At 70.9% G+C, this 24,944-nt stretch carries 20 protein-coding genes and 1 tRNA gene; 11 read left to right on the top strand and 10 right to left on the bottom strand.

Annotation, left to right across the window (positions count from 1 at the left end):
• Positions 1-226 precede the first annotated feature (226 nt).
• Together ACIO3P_RS11850 and ACIO3P_RS11845 are read right to left on the bottom strand one after the other, a co-directional pair.
• The gene (locus ACIO3P_RS11850) at positions 227-4,027 is read right to left on the bottom strand and encodes a hypothetical protein (RefSeq protein ID WP_401849079.1); all 3,801 of its coding nucleotides are present in this window, start codon (positions 4,025-4,027) and stop codon (positions 227-229) included.
• Between the two features lie 20 nt (positions 4,028-4,047).
• Complete coding sequence (locus ACIO3P_RS11845) at positions 4,048-5,355, bottom strand: MFS transporter (protein WP_329828234.1); 1,308 nt, start codon at positions 5,353-5,355, stop codon at positions 4,048-4,050.
• 268 nt (positions 5,356-5,623) lie between these two features.
• On the opposite strand from ACIO3P_RS11845, the gene ACIO3P_RS11840 reads away from it, so the two are divergent.
• A complete protein-coding gene (locus ACIO3P_RS11840) occupies positions 5,624-6,004 on the top strand; it encodes a DUF6344 domain-containing protein (protein ID WP_401849077.1) in 381 nt (126 codons plus the stop codon).
• A 124-nt stretch (positions 6,005-6,128) separates the two neighbouring features.
• Here the strand turns inward: ACIO3P_RS11840 and ACIO3P_RS11835 are convergent, their stop codons facing one another.
• On the bottom strand, positions 6,129-6,866 hold the full coding sequence (locus ACIO3P_RS11835; RefSeq protein WP_401793606.1) for a DUF5324 family protein: 738 nt from the start codon (positions 6,864-6,866) through the stop codon (positions 6,129-6,131).
• A 212-nt stretch (positions 6,867-7,078) separates the two neighbouring features.
• On the opposite strand from ACIO3P_RS11835, the gene ACIO3P_RS11830 reads away from it, so the two are divergent.
• On the top strand, positions 7,079-7,606 hold the full coding sequence (locus ACIO3P_RS11830) for a peptidylprolyl isomerase (RefSeq protein WP_329828237.1): 528 nt from the start codon (positions 7,079-7,081) through the stop codon (positions 7,604-7,606).
• A 174-nt stretch (positions 7,607-7,780) separates the two neighbouring features.
• Entirely contained in the window at positions 7,781-8,686 is a 906-nt protein-coding gene (locus ACIO3P_RS11825; protein WP_329828238.1) for a rhomboid family intramembrane serine protease, read from the top strand.
• Positions 8,687-8,965: 279 nt separating this feature from the next.
• Here ACIO3P_RS11825 and crgA read toward each other — a convergent pair whose 3' ends face one another.
• A complete protein-coding gene (gene crgA, locus ACIO3P_RS11820; protein WP_329828239.1) occupies positions 8,966-9,223 on the bottom strand; it encodes a cell division protein CrgA in 258 nt (85 codons plus the stop codon).
• Positions 9,224-9,362: 139 nt separating this feature from the next.
• Between crgA and ACIO3P_RS11815 the strand changes: the two genes are divergently transcribed.
• The 5 genes from ACIO3P_RS11815 to ACIO3P_RS11795 all read left to right on the top strand — a co-directional run bounded on the left by ACIO3P_RS11815 (position 9,363) and on the right by ACIO3P_RS11795 (position 13,351).
• Positions 9,363-10,154, top strand: coding sequence for a DUF881 domain-containing protein (locus tag ACIO3P_RS11815; RefSeq protein WP_329828240.1), 792 nt, complete (start codon positions 9,363-9,365; stop codon positions 10,152-10,154).
• 113 nt (positions 10,155-10,267) lie between these two features.
• Positions 10,268-10,441, top strand: a complete 174-nt coding sequence (locus ACIO3P_RS11810; protein WP_329828241.1) for a hypothetical protein — start codon at positions 10,268-10,270, stop codon at positions 10,439-10,441.
• Entirely contained in the window at positions 10,438-11,076 is a 639-nt protein-coding gene (locus ACIO3P_RS11805) for an aminodeoxychorismate/anthranilate synthase component II (protein ID WP_329828242.1), read from the top strand. Before ACIO3P_RS11810 ends, ACIO3P_RS11805 begins: the two co-directional genes overlap by 4 nt.
• A complete protein-coding gene (locus ACIO3P_RS11800) occupies positions 11,073-12,506 on the top strand; it encodes a class E sortase (RefSeq protein WP_401849074.1) in 1,434 nt (477 codons plus the stop codon). Before ACIO3P_RS11805 ends, ACIO3P_RS11800 begins: the two co-directional genes overlap by 4 nt.
• A gap of 62 nt (positions 12,507-12,568) precedes the next feature.
• On the top strand, positions 12,569-13,351 hold the full coding sequence (locus tag ACIO3P_RS11795; protein ID WP_329828246.1) for a class E sortase: 783 nt from the start codon (positions 12,569-12,571) through the stop codon (positions 13,349-13,351).
• 156 nt (positions 13,352-13,507) lie between these two features.
• On the opposite strand, the gene pknB is transcribed toward ACIO3P_RS11795, so the two are convergent.
• From pknB to ACIO3P_RS11765, 6 genes are all read right to left on the bottom strand, one after another.
• Positions 13,508-15,574 (bottom strand): Stk1 family PASTA domain-containing Ser/Thr kinase, encoded by a 2,067-nt coding sequence (pknB, locus tag ACIO3P_RS11790; RefSeq protein ID WP_401849073.1) that lies wholly within the window; start codon positions 15,572-15,574, stop codon positions 13,508-13,510.
• Positions 15,575-15,741: 167 nt separating this feature from the next.
• Complete coding sequence (locus ACIO3P_RS11785; protein ID WP_401849072.1) at positions 15,742-17,208, bottom strand: peptidoglycan D,D-transpeptidase FtsI family protein; 1,467 nt, start codon at positions 17,206-17,208, stop codon at positions 15,742-15,744.
• On the bottom strand, positions 17,205-18,626 hold the full coding sequence (locus tag ACIO3P_RS11780; protein WP_401793623.1) for an FtsW/RodA/SpoVE family cell cycle protein: 1,422 nt from the start codon (positions 18,624-18,626) through the stop codon (positions 17,205-17,207). Before ACIO3P_RS11780 ends, ACIO3P_RS11785 begins: the two co-directional genes overlap by 4 nt.
• 26 nt (positions 18,627-18,652) lie before the next feature.
• Positions 18,653-20,179 (bottom strand): PP2C family serine/threonine-protein phosphatase, encoded by a 1,527-nt coding sequence (locus ACIO3P_RS11775; RefSeq protein ID WP_329828251.1) that lies wholly within the window; start codon positions 20,177-20,179, stop codon positions 18,653-18,655.
• A 141-nt stretch (positions 20,180-20,320) separates the two neighbouring features.
• Entirely contained in the window at positions 20,321-20,839 is a 519-nt protein-coding gene (locus ACIO3P_RS11770; RefSeq protein WP_329828253.1) for an FHA domain-containing protein, read from the bottom strand.
• A gap of 10 nt (positions 20,840-20,849) precedes the next feature.
• The gene (locus ACIO3P_RS11765) at positions 20,850-21,716 is read right to left on the bottom strand and encodes a DUF3662 and FHA domain-containing protein (RefSeq protein WP_329828255.1); all 867 of its coding nucleotides are present in this window, start codon (positions 21,714-21,716) and stop codon (positions 20,850-20,852) included.
• Between the two features lie 325 nt (positions 21,717-22,041).
• Between ACIO3P_RS11765 and ACIO3P_RS11760 the strand changes: the two genes are divergently transcribed.
• From ACIO3P_RS11760 to ACIO3P_RS11750, 3 genes are all read left to right on the top strand, one after another.
• Positions 22,042-22,125: transfer RNA gene (locus ACIO3P_RS11760), tRNA-Leu, on the top strand.
• A 365-nt stretch (positions 22,126-22,490) separates the two neighbouring features.
• On the top strand, positions 22,491-23,954 hold the full coding sequence (locus ACIO3P_RS11755) for a DUF2252 domain-containing protein (protein WP_401849071.1): 1,464 nt from the start codon (positions 22,491-22,493) through the stop codon (positions 23,952-23,954).
• Positions 23,955-24,026: 72 nt separating this feature from the next.
• The gene (locus tag ACIO3P_RS11750) at positions 24,027-24,887 is read left to right on the top strand and encodes a J domain-containing protein (protein WP_401793630.1); all 861 of its coding nucleotides are present in this window, start codon (positions 24,027-24,029) and stop codon (positions 24,885-24,887) included.
• Positions 24,888-24,944 lie beyond the last annotated feature (57 nt).

Genomic DNA, 24,944 nt, shown 5'->3' with positions numbered 1-24,944 from the left:
GCGGGCGCATGGCTGGAAACAGACGGTCGCTCAGCACCCCGCGGACAACGATTCAGCAATGCCCCTGCCGTACCAGTGCCGCCTCTGCCCCTGACCGCCGGGTGACGTACGGCGTCCGCCCGTACCCCGGATCCATCGGACCGAACCGCCCGAACGCCCGAACACCCGAACGCCCACGAACGCCCGAACGCCCGACCCCGGGCGTTCCCTCACACGAGAGCGGAGCTCACGCGCGGTGGTGCACCAGGCGTACGGGCCCGAACAGGCCCGTACGCACCTGGCCCGCGGTGACGGCCCTCGTCGGGGACGCGTCGTCCAGGTAGCCCGCGAGGGTGGAGCGGACCGTGATCTCCAGGTCGTTCTCGCCGGGGCGCAGGGCGCCGGTGATCTCGGTGCGCCAGGGGCCCCAGACGAGTTGGTCGACCAGCACGCCGTTGACCACCACGTCGGCCGTGCCGCGCACCTCGCCCAGGTCGAGCACCACCCGCCCGCCGGGCGGTGCGTGGAAGACCGTACGGTGGCGGACCTCGCCGCCCAGGGCGCGCAGCCCGAGGTCCTCCCAGGCCACCAGCTCCGCCGGGGCCTCGGTGACCTCGGCCTCGATCGCCGCGTCCAGGAGGGCGCCGCCGCTGCGGCCGTCCGTCGCCGTGATCCGCAGCAGGACCTCCGTCCCGGCGGGCAGCGGGGCGGGGAAGCGGACCCGGCCGTCCGCCGCCGGGTGGTAGGTGCCGTCCGCGGCCGTCACCACCACGGCCAGGCCGGTCGGGATGCGCAGCGCGGTCGTCCCCAGCGGCGCGGGAAAGCGGAGCCATTCGGTCCGGGGGCGGTCCGACGCCGTGGCACGGGGCACCAGCGGCAGGACGACACCGTCCTGCGCCGCCCCCGGCTCCAGCCAGCTCGCGCCCGGCAGCGGATGCGGCCTGACCCGGGCGCAGAGGAAGCGCGGGTCGCGCGGGTGGTGCCGGCGTGGCGCCGCCGCGTCCCAGCCCGGACCGCTGAGCACGTCCAGGGAGCGGGAGTCCACCGTCGCCGCCCCGCCCTCGCCCAGCCGCAGCGTCAGCGTGTTCTCCCCCGGGCGCAGCACCGTACGCAGGTCGTAGGGGTGCACCCGGATCTCGCGGTGCCCCGGGTACGGGTTGAAGTCGCCCTGGCGGCCCACCTCGGCATCGTTGACCAGCACCGTGCAGGCGCCCTCGCAGGCGACCAGGATCTCCGCGTCGTCCGGCACCTCAGCCAGTTGGAAGGTACGGGTCGGTTCCGTGCCGGTCAGCCACTCCGGCCTGCGGTAGGCGGCGGGGTCGGTGACCACGGCGAAGGAGGCCCGCAGCGGCCCGTCGCGCTCGGCCGTGAACTCGATCTCCAGCTCGACCGTACGCCCCGCCGTGTGCGTGGGCAGGAGGCTGAAGGACTGGTACCCGGCGCCCTCGGCGGGCAGTTCGGCGCCGTCGACCCGTACCCGCCGCGCGGCCCCCGACCCCACGGCGAGATACCGCTGCGCCCCGTCCTCGGCGGATCCGGGCAGCCCGATCCGGGTGCGTACGGCGACGGTCCCGCCCCTGGGCACCTCGCGCCAGTCGAGGAACTCCTCCGGTACGTACCCCTTGGGGCCCAGCGGGCCCTGGTGCACCGGGTCCTTGTGGATGCCGCGCGACAGCGACCACCGGGCGGGCCGCCACGTGGAGTCGGGGTCGCGGACCTCGGCGAACGGGCCGTAACCGGCGACCACCGGCTGCCAGCCGGCCGCCACCGCGGCACCGTCCCCGGCGGTGTCCCCGTGCGGAGCGCCGTCGGCCCGGTGTTCCAGGCGCCAGACCTCCACGGGCAGGACGCCCGCCCGGTCGGCGGCGGCCAGATCGCCGTGCGTGTTGTCCAGCGTCGAGCGGGCCCGCGCCCGCCACGGCCCCTCGACCGGGGTGTGGCCCACGGGCTCGCCCAGCTCCTCCCGGGTGGCGTCGGGCAGCTCCGCGCCGAGCACGAGCAGGGTCACGGGACCGTCCGCGAAGTCCGTGTCCACCGTCCAGAAGGCCCCGTCGCCCTCGTCGGCCACCGTCAGCTCCGTACGCGCCCCCGTCCTCGGGTCCCAGCGCTGCGCCCGCAGCGGCGGCAGGCCCTCGACCGTGATCCGCGCGCGCCGGTCGCCCGGCGGCACGAAGACATAGCCGTCCTCCCGCAACTGGCGCCAGTACTCGTCCCAGGGGAAGCCCGCGTCCGCCCAGTCGTGCCGGTCCAGCCCCTCCAGACGCACCATCGGCGCCTTCGTACCGCTGATCTCGTCGTGCGCGGCGAGCATCACCACCCAGGTGTCCCCGAGCCGCCGCAGCAGATACGGCACATCCGTCCGCACCCGTACCGGTCCCGCCGCCAGCGCGCCCGGCACCTCCTGCGGGGAGCCGACCCGTACCGCGAGACCGGCCAGGGCCGGGCCCACCGGGCTGCGGCCGACCCGGACCACCCGGCCGCCCGCCCGCGCGAACTCCGCGAGGACCGACTCCGTCGCCCCGTCGACGAGCGCGGCGTCCGGGATCACCACGTTGCGGTACGTCTCCTGGCCGATCCGCAGCCCCCCGTCGGCGGTGACCGTGCCGCCCGCGACGGTCGCCTCGTCCAGCGTGTCGTGGTCGCGCCCGGCCCGCTCCAGCACCCCGCGGCGCTCCGCGAACCAGGCGCTCACCCCGTTCAGTTCGTGGTACGCGGCGACCGCGCGCCGGGCGGGCGGCAGCGGTCCCTCCAGCGTCAGATACGCCTGCGCGGTGCTCGTCGGGGCGAGCAGCACCGTGTCGCACACATGCGTCCCGGCCGACAGCACCGAGCAGAGCCGGGTCACCGCCCCGGCGAACTGGTGGTACGAGGGCCAGTACGGCTGACGCCAGCAGGTGGACGGCGGGGCCCACTCCCACCAGCCGCCGGCCGTCGAGTAGTACACGGCGTGCGGATCGTAGAGGTTGGCGCCCCGGCGCAGAAAGGGCGCGAGCCAGTCGTACGTCTCCTCCAGGGTGCCGCCCCAGCCGGAGGAGTGGAACGCCTCGATCCAGGTACGCGGACCGCCGTGCGCGTGCGCCAGCGAGCTGTGCGCCTTCGGGTCGCCCCAGTGGTCGCTGCCGGGCGCCCCGTACCCCTGGTGGGTGCCCAGATAGTCGCCGTAGAGCAGCACCCCGCCCACCGGGTCGCCCTCCCGCGCCGGGGACGCCTGGTCGAAGCCGCAGATCAGCCCCCGTTCGCCGAACCAGTCGTCCAGCGGGTCGAAGAACGCCCGGCGCGCCAGCGTCGCCCGGTGCGCGTGGTAGTCCCGGCGCACCCGCGCCGCGTCCCGGCTCGCGTCCCCGAGATACCGGGCGCCCCCGGCGCTCCGGTCGCCCGCGAACAGCGCGGAGCGCAGCGGCAGCAGGTCGTATCCGTACGCCTTCTCGAACGTGTCCGCGAAGTCCCGCCCCCAGGTCGGCATCGGCGGCAGCTCGTCCTGGAAGAACCCGGGGATGACCGTGCCGAACCAGTGCCCGACCTGGCGCTCCAGCTCGCCGTGCACCTGGTCGAGCAGCGCCGCGCACGCCTCGGTGCCGAAGTAGTCGAAGCCGCTGACACGCTCCTCGATCACCCCGTCGGCCCCCCGGTGCAGGGCGAGCCCGGCGAACTCGGGGCGTACGGCGGTCAGCCGGCCCTGGAAATTGGCGCCGGAGAAACCGATCTGGTCGTACATCCACAGGTGGAAGCCCAGCTCCCGCGCGTCCTCGCAGGCGCCGTCCAGCAGCTCGATCCACCGCGGGCTGAGGAAGGGCGGATCGTCGGCGAGCGAGCCGAACATCGGCCCCGTCGGCGCCAGACACATCACCACGGCCTGCCGCACGCCCTGCGAGACCAGCTCCGTCATCTGCCGCCGCAGCCCCCGCCGCGTGACCTTCGCGCCGCTCCACCACCAGATCGGCAGCGGGGTGTACTCCGGGCCGGGGTCGGTGAACCGGGCCAGGAGCTCGCCCGCACCGGCGCTCACGCCGGTGCGGGCGCCCTCGGGCCTGCTCCGTTCCTGGATCATGTCCGCATTCCTGCCCACGCTCATGCCGTGGCACGCTCCGCCTCGATCATCTCCAGCGTCTTGCCGGAGGTGTCGGGCATGAAGAAGTACCCGACCACCCCGCTGATCAGCAGGAACACCGAGAGCAGACCACCCACGACACCGAGTCCGACCTGCGCGAGCGTCGGTACGAAGAAGCTCCAGACGCCGAGGCACATACGCGCCACCCCGAAGGTGAAGCCCTGCGCCGTACCGCGCAGCATGGTCGGGAACAGCTCCTGGCTGAAGACCTTGTAGAACGCCTCGCCCGCCAGCGCGCCGCCCGCGCTGAACAGCACGATGTTGATGACGATCACCGGGATCGTGAAGGGCAGGAAGAGGAAGAGCGCGTACGCCACGATCTGCGCCACGGAGCCGATGGCCCACATCAGCCTGCGGGTCGCGTGCGACCCGTCGGCGTGCCGCATGAACACCAGCACCGTCACCGCGATGCTGATCACGAACCCCCCGCACGACAGCGCCACGCCCGCCGCCTGGCCCCCGGCGTGCAGCGTCTTGACGAAGTACGGCGTGAAGATGCCCGCCGTGCCGGCCGCCAGCCCCCAGAAGACGTAGATGCTCCCCGTCCACACCAGCGCCCGCAGATGGGCGCCGGAGAAAAGGTCCCGCAGGCCGTGGCGCGCCGTCGTCCCGGCCGCGGCGGCGGCGGCCGACGCGGCCTGCCAGCGCGGCGACTCGGTGAGCCCCTGGCGCAGCGCCCAGGTGACCAGGGCGACCACGAGCAGATGGAGGAAGACGATCCGGATGCCCAGCAGACCCAGCGGGGCGAGCGCGAGGGCGAGCACCAGGACCACCACGGGCCCCACCGACCACGCCACCTGGGTGAAACCGAGCAGCTTGCCGCGCGACCTCGGCGGCGAGAACTCGCCGACCAGCGCCAGCGAGGTGGGCACGTCCGCGCCGACCGCGACGCCGATGACGAAGACCCCGAGGAAGAGCATCACGGAGTCGAAGGACAGCGCGACACAGAGCACGCCCGCCGCGTACACCAGCAGGTCGTACTTGTAGATGCGCTTACGGCCCAGCCGGTCGCCCAGCCGGCCGCCGATGAACGCCCCGATCGCGCAGCCGATCGCGTTCGGACCGATCGCGGCGAGGGCGCCCACCACGGTGCTGTTCAGATGCAGATACGACTGGAACAGGGCGAGCCCGGCGCCGAGGGCCACGATGGATCCCGCGTCCAGATAGGACGCCATACCAGCAAGGACGGACCATCTCCACTGCTGGGAGCTGATCTCCTCGCGGCCGGTGGCCTCGCTCGTGGCAGCGCCGACGGTCCGCTGGGCCATGGCTGGTCCTCCTACACGCCGTTGTGCCGAGGGGTTGTGCTGTGCCGGGGGATTTCGGGGCCCGGTTGGACCGTACGAGTGGTGTTCATCCGAAGAACTGCGCAGCGGCGGCGTAGCTCCTCGGAATCTCAGGATGCGTACACATCATGAGGAAGGTATGTAGATCGACCCGACCGAAAGCGCAACTCGAAGCCCACCCGAATCGCCACCTGAATCCCCACCCGCATTCCCATCCGAAGCACTCATCCGAAAGTGAAAGTGAGGGGTCATGGCCGCCTTCAAGGTCAAGAAACTGTGGACCGTCTTCCTCACCGCGTTCTTCGCGGTGCTCGCCTCCCTGGGGCTCACCACCCCGGCCACCGTCACCGTCGCCGGCGCCGCGCAGCCCACCGACCGGGCCGCCGACCGCCCGGCGCCGGCGCCCGCCGCCGCGCACCGCGCCGCCGTGGCCCTGCCGGCGGCCAGGGCGACCCTGCCGAGGGCCCTGCCACGGGCCCGCTCCCTGCCGCCCACGATCAAGCAGCGCATCCGCGCCGAGGCGCACGGCTCGTCACCGTCGGTCCGTCACCTGCCCGCCCTCACCACCACCCTTCCGGGCGATGACGACGACGGCGCTCACGCCGCCGACGCGGCCCTCGTCGCGGCATGAGGCGCCGGCACGCTCCTCGCGGCCCTCACGGTTGCGGCTCCCACGGCTCGCACGGTTCCGGTGGTTCCGGCGGTCACGATTCCAGCTCCCGTGGCTCCGGCGGTCACGGTTGCGGCTCTCACGGTCAGGGGCGGTCGCCCCGGTTCCGGTCCCGCTCCGCCGCCTCGGCCTCCGCCTCGGCCTGCTTCGCCTGCACCTCGGGATCGAGCGGATCGACCACATGGCTACCGGTCAGAGGACTGCCGTCCACCGACGTCAGCGGAGCACGCTCCGAGACCTCCGTAGCGGCCGGCGGCTCCACCAGCCAGTCCGGATTCGCCTGCTTGTCCCACCACTTCCACGCGACGAAGGCTCCACCGGCCACCACACCCAGGACCGCGAGGCCCTTGGCGACCCGGCCGGCCCTGGCCCGCCGCTCGTGCTTGCGCACCAGCTTCTGGATCTCCTTCGCCGTGACCTGTCCGCGCAGGGCGGCCAGCGCCGCCGTCGAACGCGCCGCGGCCTGCTCCGCCACCGGCTGTGCCGTCGCCACCGCCTGCCCGACCCGCGGCACCGTGTAGTCCGCCGCCTGACGGGCGGCCCTGCGGGTGCGTACGGCGGCACGGTGAGCCGCGTCATCGATCTTTGGGGGTACACGAGGCGCCACATGGGCGCCGTACTGAACACGAGCCTGTTCGGCTGCCTTTGACATCGTCGGCGCGAGCCGTACCCGCGCCTCGCGGGCGTAGAGGGCCGCTTGCTCCTTGGCCAGAGTGGCCTGTTCCTTTGCCGTGTCGGCGTAGGGGGCCACCGCTTCCGCGGCGTGCTGCACGCTCTCCTTGGCCGAACCGGTAGCGGCGCGCACGCTGTCCATGCGGGTCACAGGATCATCCTCCTCGGTGGCGTTCCGTATTTCGCCTATCCACCCTTTTCGAAATCATGCCTGCCGGTGACGATCCCGGCATGCGTTACGGGCATCCGTGTCATCCCGGACGTCCGTCCTTCCGGCATGTCCGCCGCTCCTTCCTCCGGCCTCACCTCGCCCTGGCCGTGCGAGGATCGGGAGCGTCAGCGACGACTCACGGAAGGCACATCGTGGCCGAGCAGCTTTACGCCACCCTCAGGACCAGCCAGGGCGACATCGAGCTGCGGCTCCTGCCGTACCACGCGCCCAAGACGGTCAAGAACTTCGTCGAACTCGCCCGGGGCGAGCGCGAGTGGACCGACCCGGCGACCGGCGGGAAGAGGACGGACCCGCTGTACGACGGCACCGTCTTCCACCGGGTGATGAAGGGCTTCATGATCCAGGGCGGGGACCCGCTGGGCAACGGCACCGGCGGCCCCGGGTACGAGTTCGCCGACGAGTTCCACCCCGAACTGGCCTTCGACAAGCCGTACCTGCTGGCCATGGCCAACGCCGGACCGGGCACCAACGGCTCGCAGTTCTTCATCACCGTCTCGCCGACCGGCTGGCTGAACCGTAAGCACACCATCTTCGGCGAGGTCAGCAACGCCGCCGGCAAGAAGGTCGTCGACGCGATCATCACCGTCCCGACCAACCCGGGCACCGACCGCCCGCTCCAGGACGTCGTGATCGAGTCGGTCGTCGTCGAGACCCGCTGACCCTCGACCTCGGACACAGCCGTCGCCGACCGAGTTCCCGCCGTCCGGGAACCTTCCCGCCCCGCCCGTCCGTAGTCGTTACGACCAGGTCATGACCCACCGGACGGGCGGGGCGGCGCGCTGCGTACCGCCCGCCGCCACGAAGCCCGCCGCCACGAAGACCGAGGGGACCCGATGGACCACCCGCCAGGAGGCCACGGAGGCCAGGACCGGCCCGCCGTCACCCAGGGCCCGCCGAACTGCTACCGCCACCCCGGCCGGGAGACGGGCATAAGCTGCACGCGCTGCGAGCGGCCCATCTGCCCCGAGTGCATGATCAGCGCCTCCGTCGGATTCCAGTGCCCCGACTGCGTCAGACAGGGATCCGGTACGGGGCACGGCGCCACCGCCAACCAGCCGCGCACCCTCGCGGGCGGCACGATCGCCGCCGACCCCCGGCTGCTCACCAAGATCCTGCTCGGCATCAATGTCGCCGTCTTCGTCGCCGTCCTCGCCGTGGGCGACCACGACCGGCTCGCGATCGACCTCGGGCTCATCGGCACCGCCTACGACGACGGCCATTTCGTCGGCGTCGCGAACGGCGAGTGGTACCGGCTGGTCACCTCGATGTTCCTGCACGAGGAGGTGTGGCACATCGCCTTCAACATGCTGGGCCTGTGGTGGCTCGGCGGTCCGCTGGAAGCCGCGCTCGGCCGTGGCCGCTATCTGGCGCTCTACCTGCTCTCCGGACTGGCCGGCAGCGCCCTCACGTATCTGATCGCCGCGCCCAACCAGCTCTCGCTGGGCGCGTCCGGCGCCATCTTCGGGCTGCTCGGCGCCACCGCCGTACTGATGCGCCGGCTCAACTACGACATGCGGCCGGTCCTCGCCCTGCTGGCGCTGAACCTGCTCTTCACCTTCACCTGGAGCGGCATCGCCTGGCAGGCGCACGTCGGCGGCCTGGTGGCGGGCGTCGCGATCGCCATAGGCATGGTCCACGCGCCCCGGGCGCACCGGACGCTGGTGCAGTACGGGACGTGCGGGCTGGTGCTGCTGGTGACGATCGGGATCGTCGTGGCCAGGACGCTGCAGCTCACCTGAAGGGCGTCCGGGACGCCCCGGGGGGCGGACCTGTGGCCACGTTGTCCACAGAGTGTGCTGGATCTTGTGCATCCTGTGGGGAACATGCGTGCCCCTTGTCGCCGGTATGGGTTTGACCAGCGGAGACAAGGGGCGATCACATCATCGGAGGGACCGTGGCGGTCACACCGGCGTCAACCACCCGTGGGGTTATCCACAGATCTTCTGACCTTTTCCCCTGCCTGTGGATAACAATGTGGACAAGCATGGGGAGAGCTTGACGCGGAGCGGTCGGGGCCGCTACTTCCACTGGGTGGAGACACCGAAGCCGGCGGCGATGAAGCCGAACCCGACCACGATGTTCCAGTTCCCGAAGCTCTTCACCGGAAGATCGCCCTCGGTCACATAGAAGACGACGATCCACGCCAGCCCGATCAGGAACAGGGCCAGCATCACCGGAGCCACCCAGCTCCGGTTGGTGAGCCTTATGGCGGTCGCCTGCTTCGCCGCCGGGGGCGGCGTGAAGTCGGCCTTCTTGCGGATACGTGACTTCGGCACGAGGGACTCTCCTGTCGATGCGCTGCGTGACCGCGCAGGGGGACTGTAACGGGTCCCGGGGCGGAGAGCAGGGGGAACCACCGCCCCCGGGCGTCCGTTAGCGTAGTGCTTCCGCGGCGGCTAAGGAGATAAGGGTACGTTGAGCAATTCAGCCGACTCTCCCCCAGGGCCGGTCCCTCGGCCAGGACACACGCCGGACCGCGGGCCGGGAAGACGCCCCGTCCGGGTCCTCACAGCCGCCGTTTTCGCCCTCGCCGGGCTGATCTTCGTCACGAGTTTCAACACGGCCAAGGGCACCAACATCCGTACGGACACCTCGCTGCTCAAGCTCTCCGACCTGATCCACGAACGCGACCGGAAGAACGCCGAACTGGGCGACACCACCGCCGCGATACGGCAGGAGAACGACCGGCTCGTCAGCCGCGACCACGGCACCAGCGAGGCCGAGAACGCCGAGCTGCGCGCCCTGGAGACCTCGGCGGGCACCCGGAAGGTCACGGGCCCCGGCCTCACCGTCACCCTCGACGACGCCCCGCCCAACGCCACCGCCAACCCCGGCTACCCCGAGCCGCAACCCAATGACCTCGTCATCCACCAGCAGGACCTCCAAGCGGTGGTGAACGCGCTGTGGCAGGGCGGCGCCGAGGGCATCCGCGTCATGGACCAGCGGCTGATCTCCACCAGCGCCGTCCGGTGCGTGGGGAACACCCTGATCCTCCAGGGCCGCGTCTACTCGCCCCCGTACAAGATCACCGCGGTCGGCGACCGGACCGAACTCCGCAAGGCGCTCGACAACTCACCCGCGATCCAGAACTACGAGCTGTACGTGAAGGCGTACGGCCTCGGCTGGAAAGTCGATGAGCTGCGCAAAGAGACACTCCCCGGCTACTCGGGCACGGTGGACCTCCACTACGCGACCCCCGCCGAGTGACGAAGACCAAGTCCGAACCTGGGTGCAGCTCGCTCATGCACCGCCCACGCGCCCCCGTGGCCCTTTAGTCTGGTGCCGTACCGCCTGGTGCGGTACCGAACGGAAGGGACAGCATGTACGGCTGGATCTGGCGGCATCTGCCGGGCAACGCTTTGATTCGGGCGGCGATCTCGCTCGTGTTGGCGCTCGCCGTCGTCTATGTGCTGTTCCAGTACGTCTTCCCGTGGGCGGAGCCGCTGCTGCCGTTCAACGACGTGACGGTCGACGGAGCGGGGGCGGCCCGATGAGCGCGCGCATCCTCGTCGTGGACAACTACGACAGCTTCGTCTTCAACATCGTCCAGTACCTCTACCAGCTCGGCGCCGAGTGCGAGGTCCTGCGCAACGACGAGGTGGCCACCTCGCACGCCGACGACGGCTTCGACGGCGTCCTGCTCTCCCCCGGCCCCGGCACCCCCGAACAGGCCGGTGTCTGCGTCGAGATGGTGCGCCACTGCGCCGCGACCGGCCTGCCCGTCTTCGGCGTCTGCCTCGGCATGCAGTCGATGGCCGTGGCGTACGGAGGGGTCGTCGGCCGGGCCCCCGAGCTGCTGCACGGCAAGACGTCGCTCGTCACGCACGAGGGCAAGGGCGTCTTCGCCGGACTGCCCTCGCCGTTCACGGCGACCCGCTACCACTCGCTCGCGGCCGAGCCGTCCGAGCTGCCGGCCGAGCTGGAGGTCACGGCGCGGACGGAGGACGGGATCATCATGGGCGTACGCCACCGTGAACTGCCCGTCGAGGGCGTGCAGTTCCACCCGGAGTCGGTCCTCACCGAACACGGCCACCTGATGCTGGCCAACTGGCTGGCGCAGTGCGGTGATCCGGGCGCGGTGAACCGCTCGACGGGACTGGCGCCGGTGGTGGGCAAGGCGCTCGCGTGACCGCACTGCGCCCCGAACACGACGCCGGTTACGGGGGCGCGTACGGCCCGGACGGGTATGACGGGTTCCAGCCGGGCGTGTACGGGGACGCCCGCGCGTTCGAGGCGGCGGTGGACGGTCTCGCCGACCCGCTGAACGATCCGCTGCCGGGGCAGGAGGCCCCGTCTCCGGCCCCGTCTCCGGGCCCGTCTCCGTCCGGGCTCCGGCCGGAGAGACCGGAGCCGTCCCGCCCGCCGGCGCAGCGGCAGGGGCGGCACCGGGGGCCGCGGCGCGACGAACCGGCGGCGCCGGGCCCCGTACCGCCTCCTGCGAGCCCCGTACCGCCTCCTCCCGGTCCCGGGCCCGGCCCCGAGTGGTCAGGGGACCACTACCGGCAGTACGCGGCGGAGCCGCCGCAGGCGGTGCCGGCCCCCGCGGCGACGCCCATATCGACGGCCGCGGCGGCGGAGTTCGTGACGCAGCCCATGCCGGCGGTGGAACCGGGGCCCGCGCAGGGCCCGGGGCCGCTGCCGCCGGCCGTCACGGCACCGTCGGCGCCCGAGCCCCGTACGGGCGGCCGTGCGGAGCGCCGGAAGGCGGCGGCCAAGGGCGGCGGCAGGGGCCGTAGGCGCGCCGAGGCGCCGGAGGACGAGGACGGCCCCGGAAGCGGCGGGAACGAGGCGGAGCACGCGGCCTCGGGCCCCGCAGGGGCGGGGCTCTCCCGGCCGATCTCCGCGCCGCTCTCGCGGGTCGAGGCGCGGCGCGCGGCGCGCGCCCGCAAGGAGAGCCCCGCGGTGATCGCGAGCCGGGCGATCGGTGAGCTGTTCATCAGCTTCGGTGTGCTGATGCTGCTGTTCGTCGGGTACCAGCTCTGGTGGACGAACATCCAGGCCGGCCAGTACGCCGGCAAGGAGGCGGACAAGATCCAGAGTGGCTGGGCGGCCGGGCGGCAGCCCGGGGCCTTCGAGCCGGGGCAGGGCTTCGCCATCATGCACATCCCGAAGCTGGACGTCGTGGTGCCGATCGCGGAGGGCATCAGCAAGCCGAAGGTCCTGGACCGCGGCATGGTCGGTCACTACGCGGAGGGTTCGCTCAAGACGGCGATGCCCTCCGACAAGCAGGGCAACTTCGCGGTGGCCGGGCACCGCAACACCCATGGTGAGCCGTTCCGTTACATCAACCGGTTGCAGCCCGGTGACGAGATCATCGTCGAGACGCAGGACGCGTACTACACGTACGACATGGCCAGCATCCTGCCGCAGACGCCGCCGTCGAACGTCAGCGTGATCACTCCGGTGCCGCCGGGGTCCGGGTTCACGAAGCCCGGCCGCTACATCACCCTGACGACGTGCACCCCCGAGTTCACCAGTACCTACCGCATGATCGTGTGGGGCAAGATGGTGGACGAGCGGCCGCGCAGCAAGGGGAAGCCCGACGCGCTCGTCGGCTGAGGCCGGCGGCGCCCGCGGGGTTCCGAGCGGCCGGAATCACGACAGGGACGGGGACGGGCGCCGTGGCAGCGAGTACCGGGCACGAGGAACAGGCCGGCGCACCGTCGTCCCCGGACCCGGGCGAGGCGCCCGCCCCGGGGCGAGCGCCTCGGGACCGACGCCCCCGGGGCCGTATCGCCGCCGCCGTCAGCGTCTTCGGCGAACTGCTCATCACGGCAGGGGTGGTGCTGGGCCTCTTCGTCGTCTACTCGCTGTGGTGGACGAATGTGCTGGCCGACCGTGCGGCGGGAAAGCAGAGCGACGACGTACGGCACAACTGGGCGCGCGAGGCGACCGGTGGCGGCGGCCCCAAGAGCTTCGACCCGGCGGACGGCATCGGCTTTCTGCATGTCCCGGCGATGGACAGCGGCGAGGTGCTGGTGAAGAAGGGGACGAACACGTCCCTGCTGAACGACGGCGTCGCGGGGTACTACACGGACCCGGTCAAGTCGGCGCTGCCCTGGGACGAGCAGGGGAACTTCACGCTGGCGGCGCACCGGGACGGGCACGGGGCGCGGTTCCACAACATCCACAAGATCAGGACGGGTGACGCGGTCGTCTTCGAGACGCGGGACACCTGGTACGTCTACAAGGTCTACAAGGAGCTTCCGAAGACCTCGAAGTACAACGTGGAGGTGCTGATGCCGGTGCCGAAGGAGTCGGGGAAGACCAAGCCGGGCCGCTACCTGACGCTGACGACCTGCACGCCCGTCTACACGTCGGACTACCGCTACATCGTCTGGGCCGAGCTGGAGCGCACGGAAAAGGTCGACAAGGAGCGCACACCCCCGCCGGAGCTGCGCTGACGGCCGGATCCCTGGAGTCCCGGAAGGGCACGGTCACGGTCACGGGAATGCCCCGGCACCCATGTGGGTGCCGGGGCATTCCGTTGAGCTGATCCGAGTCGATCCGAGCCGAGTCCGGCCGGTGCGGGCCGGGGCTCGGGGCCGGGGGGTCAGGGGTTACGAGTTCTCGGGTCGGAAGGGGACGTTGGACGGGCTGCCGAAGCCGAAGAAGCCTCCGCCGTCCCCGTCGTCGTTGTTGTCGCCGTTGTTGCCGTTCCCATTCCCGTTGCCATTGCCGTTGTTCTGGCCGCCGAAGGTGGTCAGGGTGACCGTGTCGCCCTTGTTCACTTCCTGGCCGGGGCGTGGGTCGCTGCTGATGACGATGGCGTTGTCGTCGCCGGACGAGCCGTTCGCGAGCGCGACGTTCAGGCCCTGGCCCTGGAGGGTGCCCCTGACCTCGCCGAGCCGCTTGCCGGTGAGGATGTCCGCGGGGATGGTCACCTTCTCCTGCTGCGGCCCCTTGGAGACGTCCAGGGTGACGGTGGCGCCCTGGGCGGCCTTGGTGTCGCCCGCCGGGTTCTGCTTGACGACGGTGCCCGCCGGCTGGTCGGAGTCGACCGGGTTCCGTACGACCACGAATTCGAGCGTCTTGAGCTGCGCCTCCGCCGTGTCCACGGACTGGGTGGTCACGTCGGGGACGGGGATCAGGGTGTTCGTCGCGATCGTCAGGGTGACCGTGGAGTTCTTCTCGGCCTGGGAGTTGCCCGCGGGATCCTGGGAGAGCACGGTGCCGGAGTCCCGGTCGGACTCCTCCTCCTTGTAGTCGACCTTGAAGCCCTTGTTCTCCAGTTGGACGGTCGCCTTGTCCTTCTGCTTGTCGGTGACGTCCGGGACCTCGATCTGCGGCGCGCCCTCGGAGACGACGACCTGGATCGTCTCTCCCTTGTCCATCTGCTGCCCGCTCTCGGGCGTCTGACTGCAGATGGAGCCCTTGGGCTGCTCGCAGCGCTCCGCGCCCGACTGTGTGACCTTCACGGAGGTGTTCTCCGCGAGTTTCTCCGCCTCGGCGAGGGGCTTGCCGACGAGTTGCGGGGCCGAAACCTGGCCCTTCGACTCGCCGCCGTTGCCGTCGAAGATGTACTTGCCGATGAGGATCGCGCCGACCAGGACCAGGACGCCGGCGACGGCGAGCAGGATGGTCGACGTGTTCGACTTCTTCGGCTGCTGGCGGCGGCGCGCGGGTCGGTCGTCGTATCCGCCGAAGCCGCCGTCGTCCGGGTTGACCGGCGGGAGCATCGAGGTCTGGCCGGCCGGGTCGCCGGCGCGCATCGCCGTGGTCGGCTGGTCGGCGCCGTAACCGCCGCCGTAGCCGACCGCGCCCATGGCGGCCGTGGCGGCGACGGGCTGGCCGTCGAGGCATGCCTCGATGTCGGCGCGCATCTCGTCGGCGGACTGGTAGCGGTAGTCCGGGTCCTTGACGAGGGCCTTGAGCACGATCGCGTCCATCTCGGGCGTGATCTCGGGGTCGAAGACGCTGGGCGTCTGCGGCTCTTCCCGTACGTGCTGGTAGGCGACCGCGACCGGGGAGTCGCCGATGAACGGCGGCCGGACGGTGAGGAGCTCGTAGAGCAGGCAGCCGGTGGAGTAGAGGTCGGAGCGTGCGTCGACCTGTTCGCCCTTGGCCTGCTCGGGGGAGAGGTACTGGGCGGTGCCGATGACGGCGGAGGTCTGGGTCATCGTCATGCCGGAGTCGCCCATGGCGCGGGCGATGCCGAAGTCCATGACCTTGACCTGGCCGGTGCGCGTCAGCATGACGTTGGCCGGTTTGATGTCGCGGTGGACGATCCCGTTGCGGTGCGAGTACTCCAGCGCCTGGAGGATGCCGACGGTCATCTCCAGGGTGCGCTCGGGCAGCAGCCTGCGCCCGGAGTGCAGCAGCTCGCGGAGGGTGGAGCCGTCGACGTGCTCCATCACGATGTACGGGAGGGAGACGCCGTCGACGTAGTCCTCGCCGGTGTCGTAGACCGCGACGATCGCCGGGTGGTTCAGCGAGGCCGCGGACTGGGCCTCTCTGCGGAACCTGGCCTGGAAGGACGGGTCGCGGGCCAGGTCGGCCCGCAGGGTCTTGACGGCTACGGAACGGCCGAGCCGGGTGTCATGGGCGAGGTAGACCTCTGCCATGCCACCACGACCGAGCACCGAGCCCAGTTCGTACCGGCCGCCGAGGCGACGCGCCTCTTCCATAACGTTCCAGCCCTCTCCGTCAGTCCCGACCGCACCGGCGAGTGGTCCGGCGGTGTGCTGTTCGCGCCTACGCTACCGGGCACGCCGTATGAGGTTGGCCCGTAACGGTGAGCTGATATACGACCGGTATCGCATTGTGCGGGTATGGACGTGCGTCGTGACGGGCGTCACTTCTTGCTGTCGATGACCGCCTTCATCACGTCCTTGGCGATGGGGGCCGCGAGGCCACCACCGGAGATGTCGTCACGGCTGGCATCGCTGTCGGCGACGACGACCGCGACGGCAACCGGGGAGCCGTCACCCGACTTGGCGTACGAGATGAACCACGCGTACGGGTTCTTGCTGTTGTTCTCGCCGTGCTGGGCGGTGCCGGTCTTCCCGCCCACTGTGACGTTCGGGATCTTGGCATTGGTTCCCGTGCCCTCGTCGACGACGGTCTCCATGATGCTCTGGAGCTTCTGGGCGTTCTCCTGCGAGAGGGGCCGGCTCATCTCCTCGGGCTCGGTCTTCTCCAGCACGTCGACGCTGGGCGACTCCAGGCGGTCGATCATGTACGGCTTCATCAGCTTGCCGTCGTTGGCGACCGCGGCGGCGATCATGGCCATCTGGAGGGGCGTGGCGCGGGTGTCGAACTGGCCGATGGAGGAGAGCGCCGTCTGCGAGCTGTTGATGTCCTCGGGGAAGACGGAGGCCGCGGCGCGGACGGGGACGAACTGCTCCTCGTTGAAGCCGAACTTCTTCGCGGTCTCCAGCATCTTGTCCTTGCCGAGGTCCGAGCCCAGCTTGCCGAAGACGGTGTTGCAGGAGTAGCGCAGCGAGACCCGCAGGGTGGCGTTCTCGCAGGGGATGTTGCCCTCGTTCGGGAGCGGCCTGGTGGTCCCGGGCATGATCCAGGGGAGCGGGGTCTCGGTGGGGGCGTCGACGTCGGTGACCTTGCCGTGCTCCAGGGCGGCGGCGGCGGTCAGCACCTTGAAGGTGGAGCCGGGCGGGTAGGTCTCGCGCAGCGCCCGGTTGAGCATCGGGTCGTCGGGGTTCTTCTTCTTGTCGAGGGAGACCCATGCCTCGGAGTCCTTCTCCGTACGGCCGGCGAAGGTGGCCGGGTCGTAGCTGGGGGTGGAGGCCAGCGCGAGGATCTTGCCGGTCGCCGGGTCGATCGCGGCGACGGCGCCCTTCTTCTTGCCGAGGCCCTCGTAGGCGGCCTTCTGGGCGGCGCCGTTGAGCGTCGTGACGACGTTGCCGCCCTTCTTCTCCTCGCCCGTGAACATGCCCATGGTGCGGTCGAAGAAGAGCCGGTCGTCGTTGCCGGTGAGGACGCCGTCCTCGATGGACTCGATCTGGGTGGCGCCGAACGCCTGCGAGGCGTAGCCGGTGACGGGCGCCCACATGGGGCCGTCGGTGTAGGTGCGCTTGTACGTGTAGTACGTGTCGTCGGTCTCGGCGGAGCCGGTTATGGGCTTGCCGTCGACGATGATGTTGCCCCGTGCGTTGCTGTACCGCTCGATCTGTACGCGCTTGTTGTAGTCGTGGGTGCTGAGCTCGTTCGAGCGTACGAAGCCGAGCCAGTTCTCCCGGATCAGCAGGGCGAGCATGAGGAGCCCGCAGAAGATGGCGATACGGCGCAGGGGCTTGTTCACGGTCGGACCACCTGGGTCATCTCGGCGTCGGGGGACGGGGCGGGGGCCGGTGCGGGTCGGCGCGCGGTGTCGCTGATGCGGATGAGGATGCCGATCAGGGCCCAGTTGGCGAGGACGGAGGAGCCGCCGTACGCGACGAACGGCATGGTCATACCGGTCAGCGGGATGAGTCCCATGACGCCGCCGGCGACGACGAAGACCTGGATGGCGAAGGCGCTGGAGAGCCCGATGGCGAGGAGCTTGCCGAAGGGGTCGCGGGCGGCGAGGGCGGTGCGTACGCCGCGCTCCACGATCAGCGCGTAGATCATCAGGACGGCCATGGTGCCGGCCAGGCCCAGTTCCTCGCCGATGGTGGTGAGGATGAAGTCGGCGTTGGCGGCGAAGCCGATGAGGTCGGAGTTGCCCTGGCCGAGTCCGGTGCCGAGGGTGCCCCCGGAGCCGAAGGAGAGCAGGGCCTGCCCGATCTGCTCGCAGGCGCCACTGGTCTCGTAGCAGGCGAAGGGGTCGAGCCAGGCGTTGACGCGGGACTGGACGTGCGACTCGAACGAGGCGACGCCGACGGCCCCGCCGACCGACATCAGCAGGCCGAAGACGATCCAGCTCGTCCGCTCGGTGGCGACGTACAGCATCACCACGAAGAGGCCGAAGAAGAGCAGGGAGGTGCCGAGGTCGGTCTCGAAGACCAGGATGAGGATCGAGACGGCCCAGATGCCGAGGATCGGTCCCAGGTCGCGGCCCCGGGGCAGGTAGAGGCCCATGAAACGGCGGCTGGCGAGGGCCAGGGCGTCTCTTTTGACCATCAGGTAGCCGGAGAAGAAGACCGCGATGATGATCTTCGCGAACTCGCCGGGCTGGAGGGAGCCGAGGCCGGGGAGGGTGATCCAGATCTTGGCACCGTTCTTCGCGGGGAAGAACATCGGCAGGATCAGCAGGAAGAGCGCGACGGCCATCGAGATGTACGTGTAGCGCTGCAGGACGCGGTGGTCCTTGAGCAGGATCAGTACGGCGACGAAGAGCGCGACGCCGATCGCGGAGTTGAGGAGCTGCCCGGGGGCGGACGGGTTGAAGACGCCGGACTTGGTGGCGATCTTGGCGAGCTGGATCAGCCGGGGCGACTGGTCCAGGCGCCAGATCAGCACCAGCCCGAGGCCGTTGAGCAGCGTCGCCAGCGGCAGGAACAGCGGATCGGCGTACGGGGCGAACTTGCGCACCACGAGGTGCGCGACGCCCGCGAGCAGGCTGAGTCCGGCCCCGTATCCGAGCATCCCCGCGGGAATCTTGCCGTCGATGGCCAGCCCCACGTTCAGATACGCGAACACGGGGATGGCGACGGCGAAGGCGAGCAGGGCGAGCTCGGTGTTGCGGCGGCTCGGTGCTTCGATCGCGCCGATGGTGGTCGTGTTGGTGACAACGCTCATGGTGGTGAAGGGCCCCCTACGGCCGGCTACTGCTGCTTTCCGCAGTTCGAGGCCACTTTCTGCTCCTCTTCCGAGAGGCTGGGGCCTGGAGTGGGAGTCGCGGCTTTCGGGTGGACGGTGGTGGACAAGGCGACGGACGTACCGGTCGTACCGCCGGCCTGTCCCTCACCCGTGGCCACATTGGCCTCTTTGTCGGCCGTACGGCGCTGCTCTTCCTTCTTGCACGCCGAGACCTGGGTGGCGAGTTCCTTGATCTTCTTCTGGCCGTTGGCGAGGCTGGCCTCGGCGATGGTGTCCTCCACCTGCTTGCGCTGGTACGGAGGGAGGTACTTGAGTTCGATCTCGGGGTGTTCCTTCTCGACCTTCGAGAGGGAGAGCCAGGCGAGGTCCTGGCTGATGCCCCGGTAGAGGGCGACGTGCTGCTCGCTGGCGCCGACGTAGTACTGGGTCTGGGTCCAGCGGTAGCCGCCGTACAGACCGCCGCCGACGACGGCCAGCGCGAGCACGGAGTAGAGCGATCTCTTGATCCACCGGCGGCGCGGGCGCTCCTTGGTGTAGCCGTCCGCACCGTCGTCGTAGGCGCCGAAGCTGTCGGAGCCGTTGCCGGGCGGCACCGCGCCGTACCCGTACTCGGTGTCGTCGCCGCTGCCGGGCGGGCCGAAGCCGCCCGCGCCCTGCGGGGGTACGGAGCGGCCGAGGCCGGCGGCGCGGCCGGCCGGGGTCTGCATCGCCGCGGCGTTCTCGGCGGAGCTCAGCGGGAGCTGGTTCTCGGCGACGGCGCCGACGACGACCGGGGTGTCGCTGAGCTGGTTCGCCATGGTGTCGGTGGACTCGACGTCCAGGACGTCGGCGACGATGCAGGTGATGTTGTCGGGTCCGCCGCCGCGCAGGGCGAGCTGGATCAGGGCCTGGATGGTCTCCTGAGGGCCCTGGTAGCTGGCGAGGGTCTCTTCCATCGTCTGGTGCGAGACAACGCCGGAGAGGCCGTCCGAGCAGATCAAGTAGCGGTCGCCGGCGCGGACTTCCCGGATGGAGAGATCGGGCTCGACATGGTCGCCGCTGCCCAGCGCGCGCATCAGCAGGGAGCGCTGCGGATGGGTGGTGGCCTCTTCCTCGGTGATCCGGCCCTCGTCGACCAGCCGCTGCACCCAGGTGTGGTCCTGGGTGATCTGGGTCAGTACGCCGTCGCGCAGGAGGTAGGCGCGCGAGTCGCCGACGTGTACGAGGCCGAGCCGCTGGCCGGTCCACAGGAGGGCGGTGAGCGTGGTGCCCATGCCCTCCAGTTGCGGGTCCTCCTCGACCATGACGCGGAGCTGGTCGTTGGCGCGCTGCACCGCCGTACCGAGCGAGGTCAGGAGGTCGGAGCCCGGGACGTCGTCGTCGAGCTGCACGAGCGTGGAGATCACCTCGGACGAGGCGACCTCGCCGGCCGCCTGGCCGCCCATGCCGTCGGCGATGGCCAGCAACCGGGGGCCGGCATAGCCGGAGTCCTCGTTCCCCTCCCGGATCATTCCTTTGTGCGACCCGGCGGCGAAACGCAGAGACAGACTCATGCGCACCTCGCCCGTCGGCTCGCCGGTCGACTGTCGCGCCAGCCGGTCTCGAGCCACACTGCCCACCCTCCGGTCGGGAGCCTGCTGCGGTCCGCTGTGGGGACCGCCGTGGCTCGCTCGCTCCGCTCGCTCATTGTCGTACTACTTCCGCAGCTCGATGACGGTCTTTCCGATGCGGATCGGAGCGCCCAGTGCGATCGGCTGCGGGGTCGTGAGCCGGGTCCGGTCGAGATACGTGCCGTTGGTGGACCCGAGGTCCTCGACGATCCATTGACCGTCACGGTCCGGGTAGATCCTGGCATGCCTGCTGGACGCGTAGTCGTCGTCCAGCACGATGGTCGAGTCGTGGGCGCGGCCCAGCGTGATCGTCTGTCCCTGGAGAGCCACCGTGGTGCCGGTGAGGCTGCCCTCGGAAACGACCAGCTTGGTGGGGGCTCCCCTGCGCTGCCTGCCTCCCTGCTGTTGCTGCTGGCGCTGCTGGGGCGGCGCCGCGGACTGGCGGGCCTGCTGCGGACGGGCGTCTGCGTTGCGGCGTGAGCCGCGCTGCGTGACGCGTGTTCCGAACAAGTCGCTGCGGATGACCTGTACGGCCACGATCACGAACAGCCACAGAACGGCCAGAAAACCTAGCCGCATGACCGTCAGGGTCAGCTCTGACATTGCCCCCGCTTCACCCTTCGGCTTGCCTGAAAACGATGGTGGTATTGCCCACGACGATCCGCGAGCCGTCGCGGAGCGTAGCGCGGGTGGTGTGCTGTCCGTCTACCACGATGCCGTTGGTGGACCCGAGATCCTGGATCGTGGAGGGCGTTCCGGCCCGGATCTCGCAGTGCCTGCGCGAGACTCCGGGGTCGTCGATCCGTACGTCGGCGTCGGTGCTGCGGCCCATGACGAGGGTGCTGCGGGAGATCTGGTGGCGGGTGCCGTTGATCTCGATCCAGCGGCGCGTCTGGCCCTGCGGCAGCGCTCCGGGGCCCGGGCCCGCGGGCCTGCCACCGTGGCCGCCGGGGCTTCCGGGCGGCGAGGAGGCGGGCATCGGGGGCACGGCGGAGGGCGGGTAGCCGTAACCGCCGGGGGCACCCCGGGGAGGCGAGGAGGGGGCCGCGGGACCGGAGTGGCCGACGGGGCCCGCCGGGCCGCGGTCGGGGCCGTCCTGTGACGTACTCGACGCCAGGGTCCGGCTGCGCACCCGGTACAGACCGGTGTCGAGGTCCTCGGCCTTCTCCAGGTGGACCTTGATCGGCCCCATGAACGTGTACCGCTGCTGCTTCGCGTAGTCGCGCACCAGCCCGGACAGTTCGTCGCCGAGCTGGCCGGAGTACGGGCTGAGCCGCTCGTAGTCGGGCGTGCTCAGCTCCACGATGAAGTCGTTGGGGACGACCGTCCGCTCGCGGTTCCAGATCGTCGCGTTGTTGTCGCACTCGCGCTGGAGGGCACCCGCGATCTCGACCGGTTGGACCTCGGACTTGAACACCTTCGCGAAGGTGCCATTGACCAAACCTTCGAGACGCTGTTCGAAACGCTTCATGACTCCCATGGGGCACCTCCTCCGTCGTTGCCGTCCTGGTACTGCTTACTGATCGTATCCACGCGTCGGGAAATCGGCTGGTTCCCCTTGTCTGCCCCGTCGATGAGTGTCACCTCTCACACGGATCGTAGAGGCGGGCAGAGCCCAGTGTCCCGCACCCCGGGTGCACACAGGAGGAGTGGGTGGCGGCCGTCGTCCGTTCCCTGTTCCGAGGTCGGATCGTCGAAACAAACGGATGTGATTCCACCCCCTGCGGCGTGCTAATCTTCTCGATGTCGCCAGGAGCGCACACCAGCGGAACACAGCAGGTGAAGCACCGGACGGCACACCCAATGCGCGGGTGGCGGAATAGGCAGACGCGCTGGATTCAGGTTCCAGTGCCCGAAAGGGCGTGGGGGTTCAACTCCCCCCTCGCGCACAGCGGGTAGTCAGTGACTACCCACAGCGGATTGGTCGAACCCCCGCTCCGGAGATCTTCCGGAGCGGGGGTTCTTCTGTATGTCCGCTGCACGTTCGGTGCGTGTCCGGCCAGGGGGCTCCGGGGGTTCGGGGGCTTCGGAGCGCCCGGTCGGTGTGACGCAGGTTACGGGCGGGAGGCCGGCCCGGGGGGGCTCCGGAGGTGATCCGGGCGTGATCCGGGCGTGATCCAGGGTTTTCCACAGGGGCGGGCGCCTGTTCGGATCCGGCGGTACGGTCGTGAGCGGTTGATCTCGCACGACGAGTCGCACGATGAGTCGCACGAGGAGTCATGACTCACGACGAGTACGGGGGAGGCGGCGCGCCATGGGCGATGTCGGGTCGGGGACGGCAGCCGGATCGGTACGCATTCCGCCGGTGCCGGGGTTCGCGCCGCGCGCGGCCTCGGGCGGGGCGGACGGCGCGCGGACGCCGAAGGAGCGGGGGCGCGCGCTGCGGGAGCGGGTGCCGCGGTCCTGGCACGCCGCGTCGGGCCCCGTGGCGGGGCGGCCGGACGCGGTGCGGGCCGTGGAGGAGTCCAGCCGCGGCCGGGTGGCGCGGCTGACTCCGATACGGGTGGGGCGGATGGCCGCGACCCCCTTCGCCTTTCTGCGCGGCTCCGCCGGACTGATGGCCCATGACCTGACGGGCACGCCGGTCACCGGTGTCGGCGCGCAGATCTGCGGCGACGCGCACGCGGCCAACTTCGGCCTGTACGGGGACGCGCGCGGCCGGCTCGTCATCGATCTCAACGACTTCGACGAGACCGTCGTCGGCCCCTGGGAGTGGGACCTCAAGCGGCTCGCAGCCTCGCTGGTGCTGGCCGGGCGGGAGGCCGGCGCGGACGAGGACATCTGCCGCAGCGGGGCGTACGACGCGGTGGGGGCCTACCGGCGCACCATGCGGCTGCTGGCGAAGCTGCCGGTGCTCGACGCGTGGAACGCGATCGCCGACGAGGAACTGGTCTCCCACACGGACGCCCGCGACCTCGCCGGCACGCTGGAGCGCGTCTCGGAGAAGGCGCGCAACAACACGAGCGCGCGGTTCGCGGCCCGGTCGACCGAGGCGGTGGACGCCGAGGACGGCGAGAGCGGGCAGGGCGCCGCCGGGCGGCGCTTCGTGGACGCGCCGCCCGTGCTGCGCCGCGTGCCCGACGAGGAGGCCGCGGCCGTGGCCGCCTCGCTGGAGGAGTATCTGGCCACCCTCTCGGCGGACCGGCTGCCCCTGCTCGCGCGGTACGCGATCCACGACGTGGCATTCCGGGTCGTCGGCACCGGCAGTGTCGGGACTCGTTCGTACGTGGTGCTCCTCCTGGACCACCGGGGCGAGCCGCTCATACTCCAGGTGAAGGAGGCGCGGCCCTCCGCCCTGCTGCCGCATCTGCCGGCCGTCGGCTTCGAGCGGCCCGAGGTGGCGCACGAGGGGCGGCGCGTGGTGCTCGGCCAGAAGCGGATGCAGGTGGTGAGCGACAACCTGCTGGGCTGGACGACGGTCCTGGGCAGGCCCTACCAGGTGCGGCAGTTCCGGAACCGCAAGGGCAGCGTGGACCCGGCGGCGCTCCCCGCCGACCAGGTCGACGACTACGCGCGGATGACCGGAGCGCTGCTCGCCAGGGCCCACGCGCACAGCGTGGACCCGCGTCTGATCGCCGGGTACTGCGGTAAGAACGAGGAGCTGGACGAGGCCGTGGCGGAGTTCGCGGTGGCGTACGCGGACCGTACGGAGGCGGACCACTCGGAGCTGGTCGCGGCGGTGCGCGGCGGGCGGATCTCCGCCGAACTGGGGGTCTGAGCGGCTGGTACGGGCTCTCCGGGGCGTGGGAGGGGCGGGGCCCGCTCGATCCGCCCGTAGGCTGGACGAGTGATGCACGACGCCCCTGGGGAGCCGACGATCCGTAACGACGACGAGCAGGACGTACGAGCCGTGCCTGACGCCACCGAAGCGTCCGACACGCGGCCCGAGGCGCGCCTGGAGCGGGCCGTGCGCGCCGCAGAGCAGGCGCTGATCGAGTTCGAGATCGCCCTGGAGACGTTCCGGATCGAGGTCGACAACTTCTCCCGCCTGCACCATCAGCGGCTCGGCCCGATGTACGCCCGGCTCGACGAACTGGACGCGCTGATCGCGGAGGCCCGCGCCGCCCGCACGGGCGATCCGGAGGATCTGCGCAAGGCGCGGGAGGCCCGGGCGATGGTGCAGCCGATGCCGGGCGTGGAGGAGCTGTTCCACGATTGGCTCGATTCCGACGGTCTGTCGCCGGAGGCGTCGGCGATGCTGACCGATCGGCCCGTACGGCCGCCCAAGCGGGTCCGGCCGAGCGACGAGGCGCGCAAGCTCTACCGCGATCTGGTGCGCAAGTCGCACCCGGACCTCGCGCAGGACGACGAGGAGCGCGCGCGCCGTGAGGAATTCCTCACGCGGGTCAACTCCGCCTACGGGCGCGGGGACGAGGCGCTGCTGCTGGAGCTGGCCGCCGAGTGGGCGGCGGGGCCCGCGCCGCGGCCGGTGGAGCTGAGCGAGAGCGAGGAGCTGTACGCCCGGCTGGAGTGGCTGGCGCAGCGCAAGGAGGCGTTGACGCTGGTCGCCCATGAACTGGAGCAGGGCGCGATCGGCGCGATGCTCAGGATGGCGCCCGACGATCCGGACCGGCTGCTGGAGGAGATCGCGGAGCAGCTTCTCGCGGAGGTCTCGGGGCGTGAGGCGGAGCTCGCCAAACTGGTGGAGTAGATTTCCCGGGCCCGGGCCCGGGCCCGGGTCCGGGTCCGGCTATGACGGCCGGCCACG

This window comes from Streptomyces sp. NPDC087310 (assembly GCF_044744405.1).
GTDB lineage: Bacteria > Actinomycetota > Actinomycetes > Streptomycetales > Streptomycetaceae > Streptomyces.
Note: the sequence above shows the minus strand (reverse complement) of the source record. Positions and strands in the feature narration are given on the sequence as shown.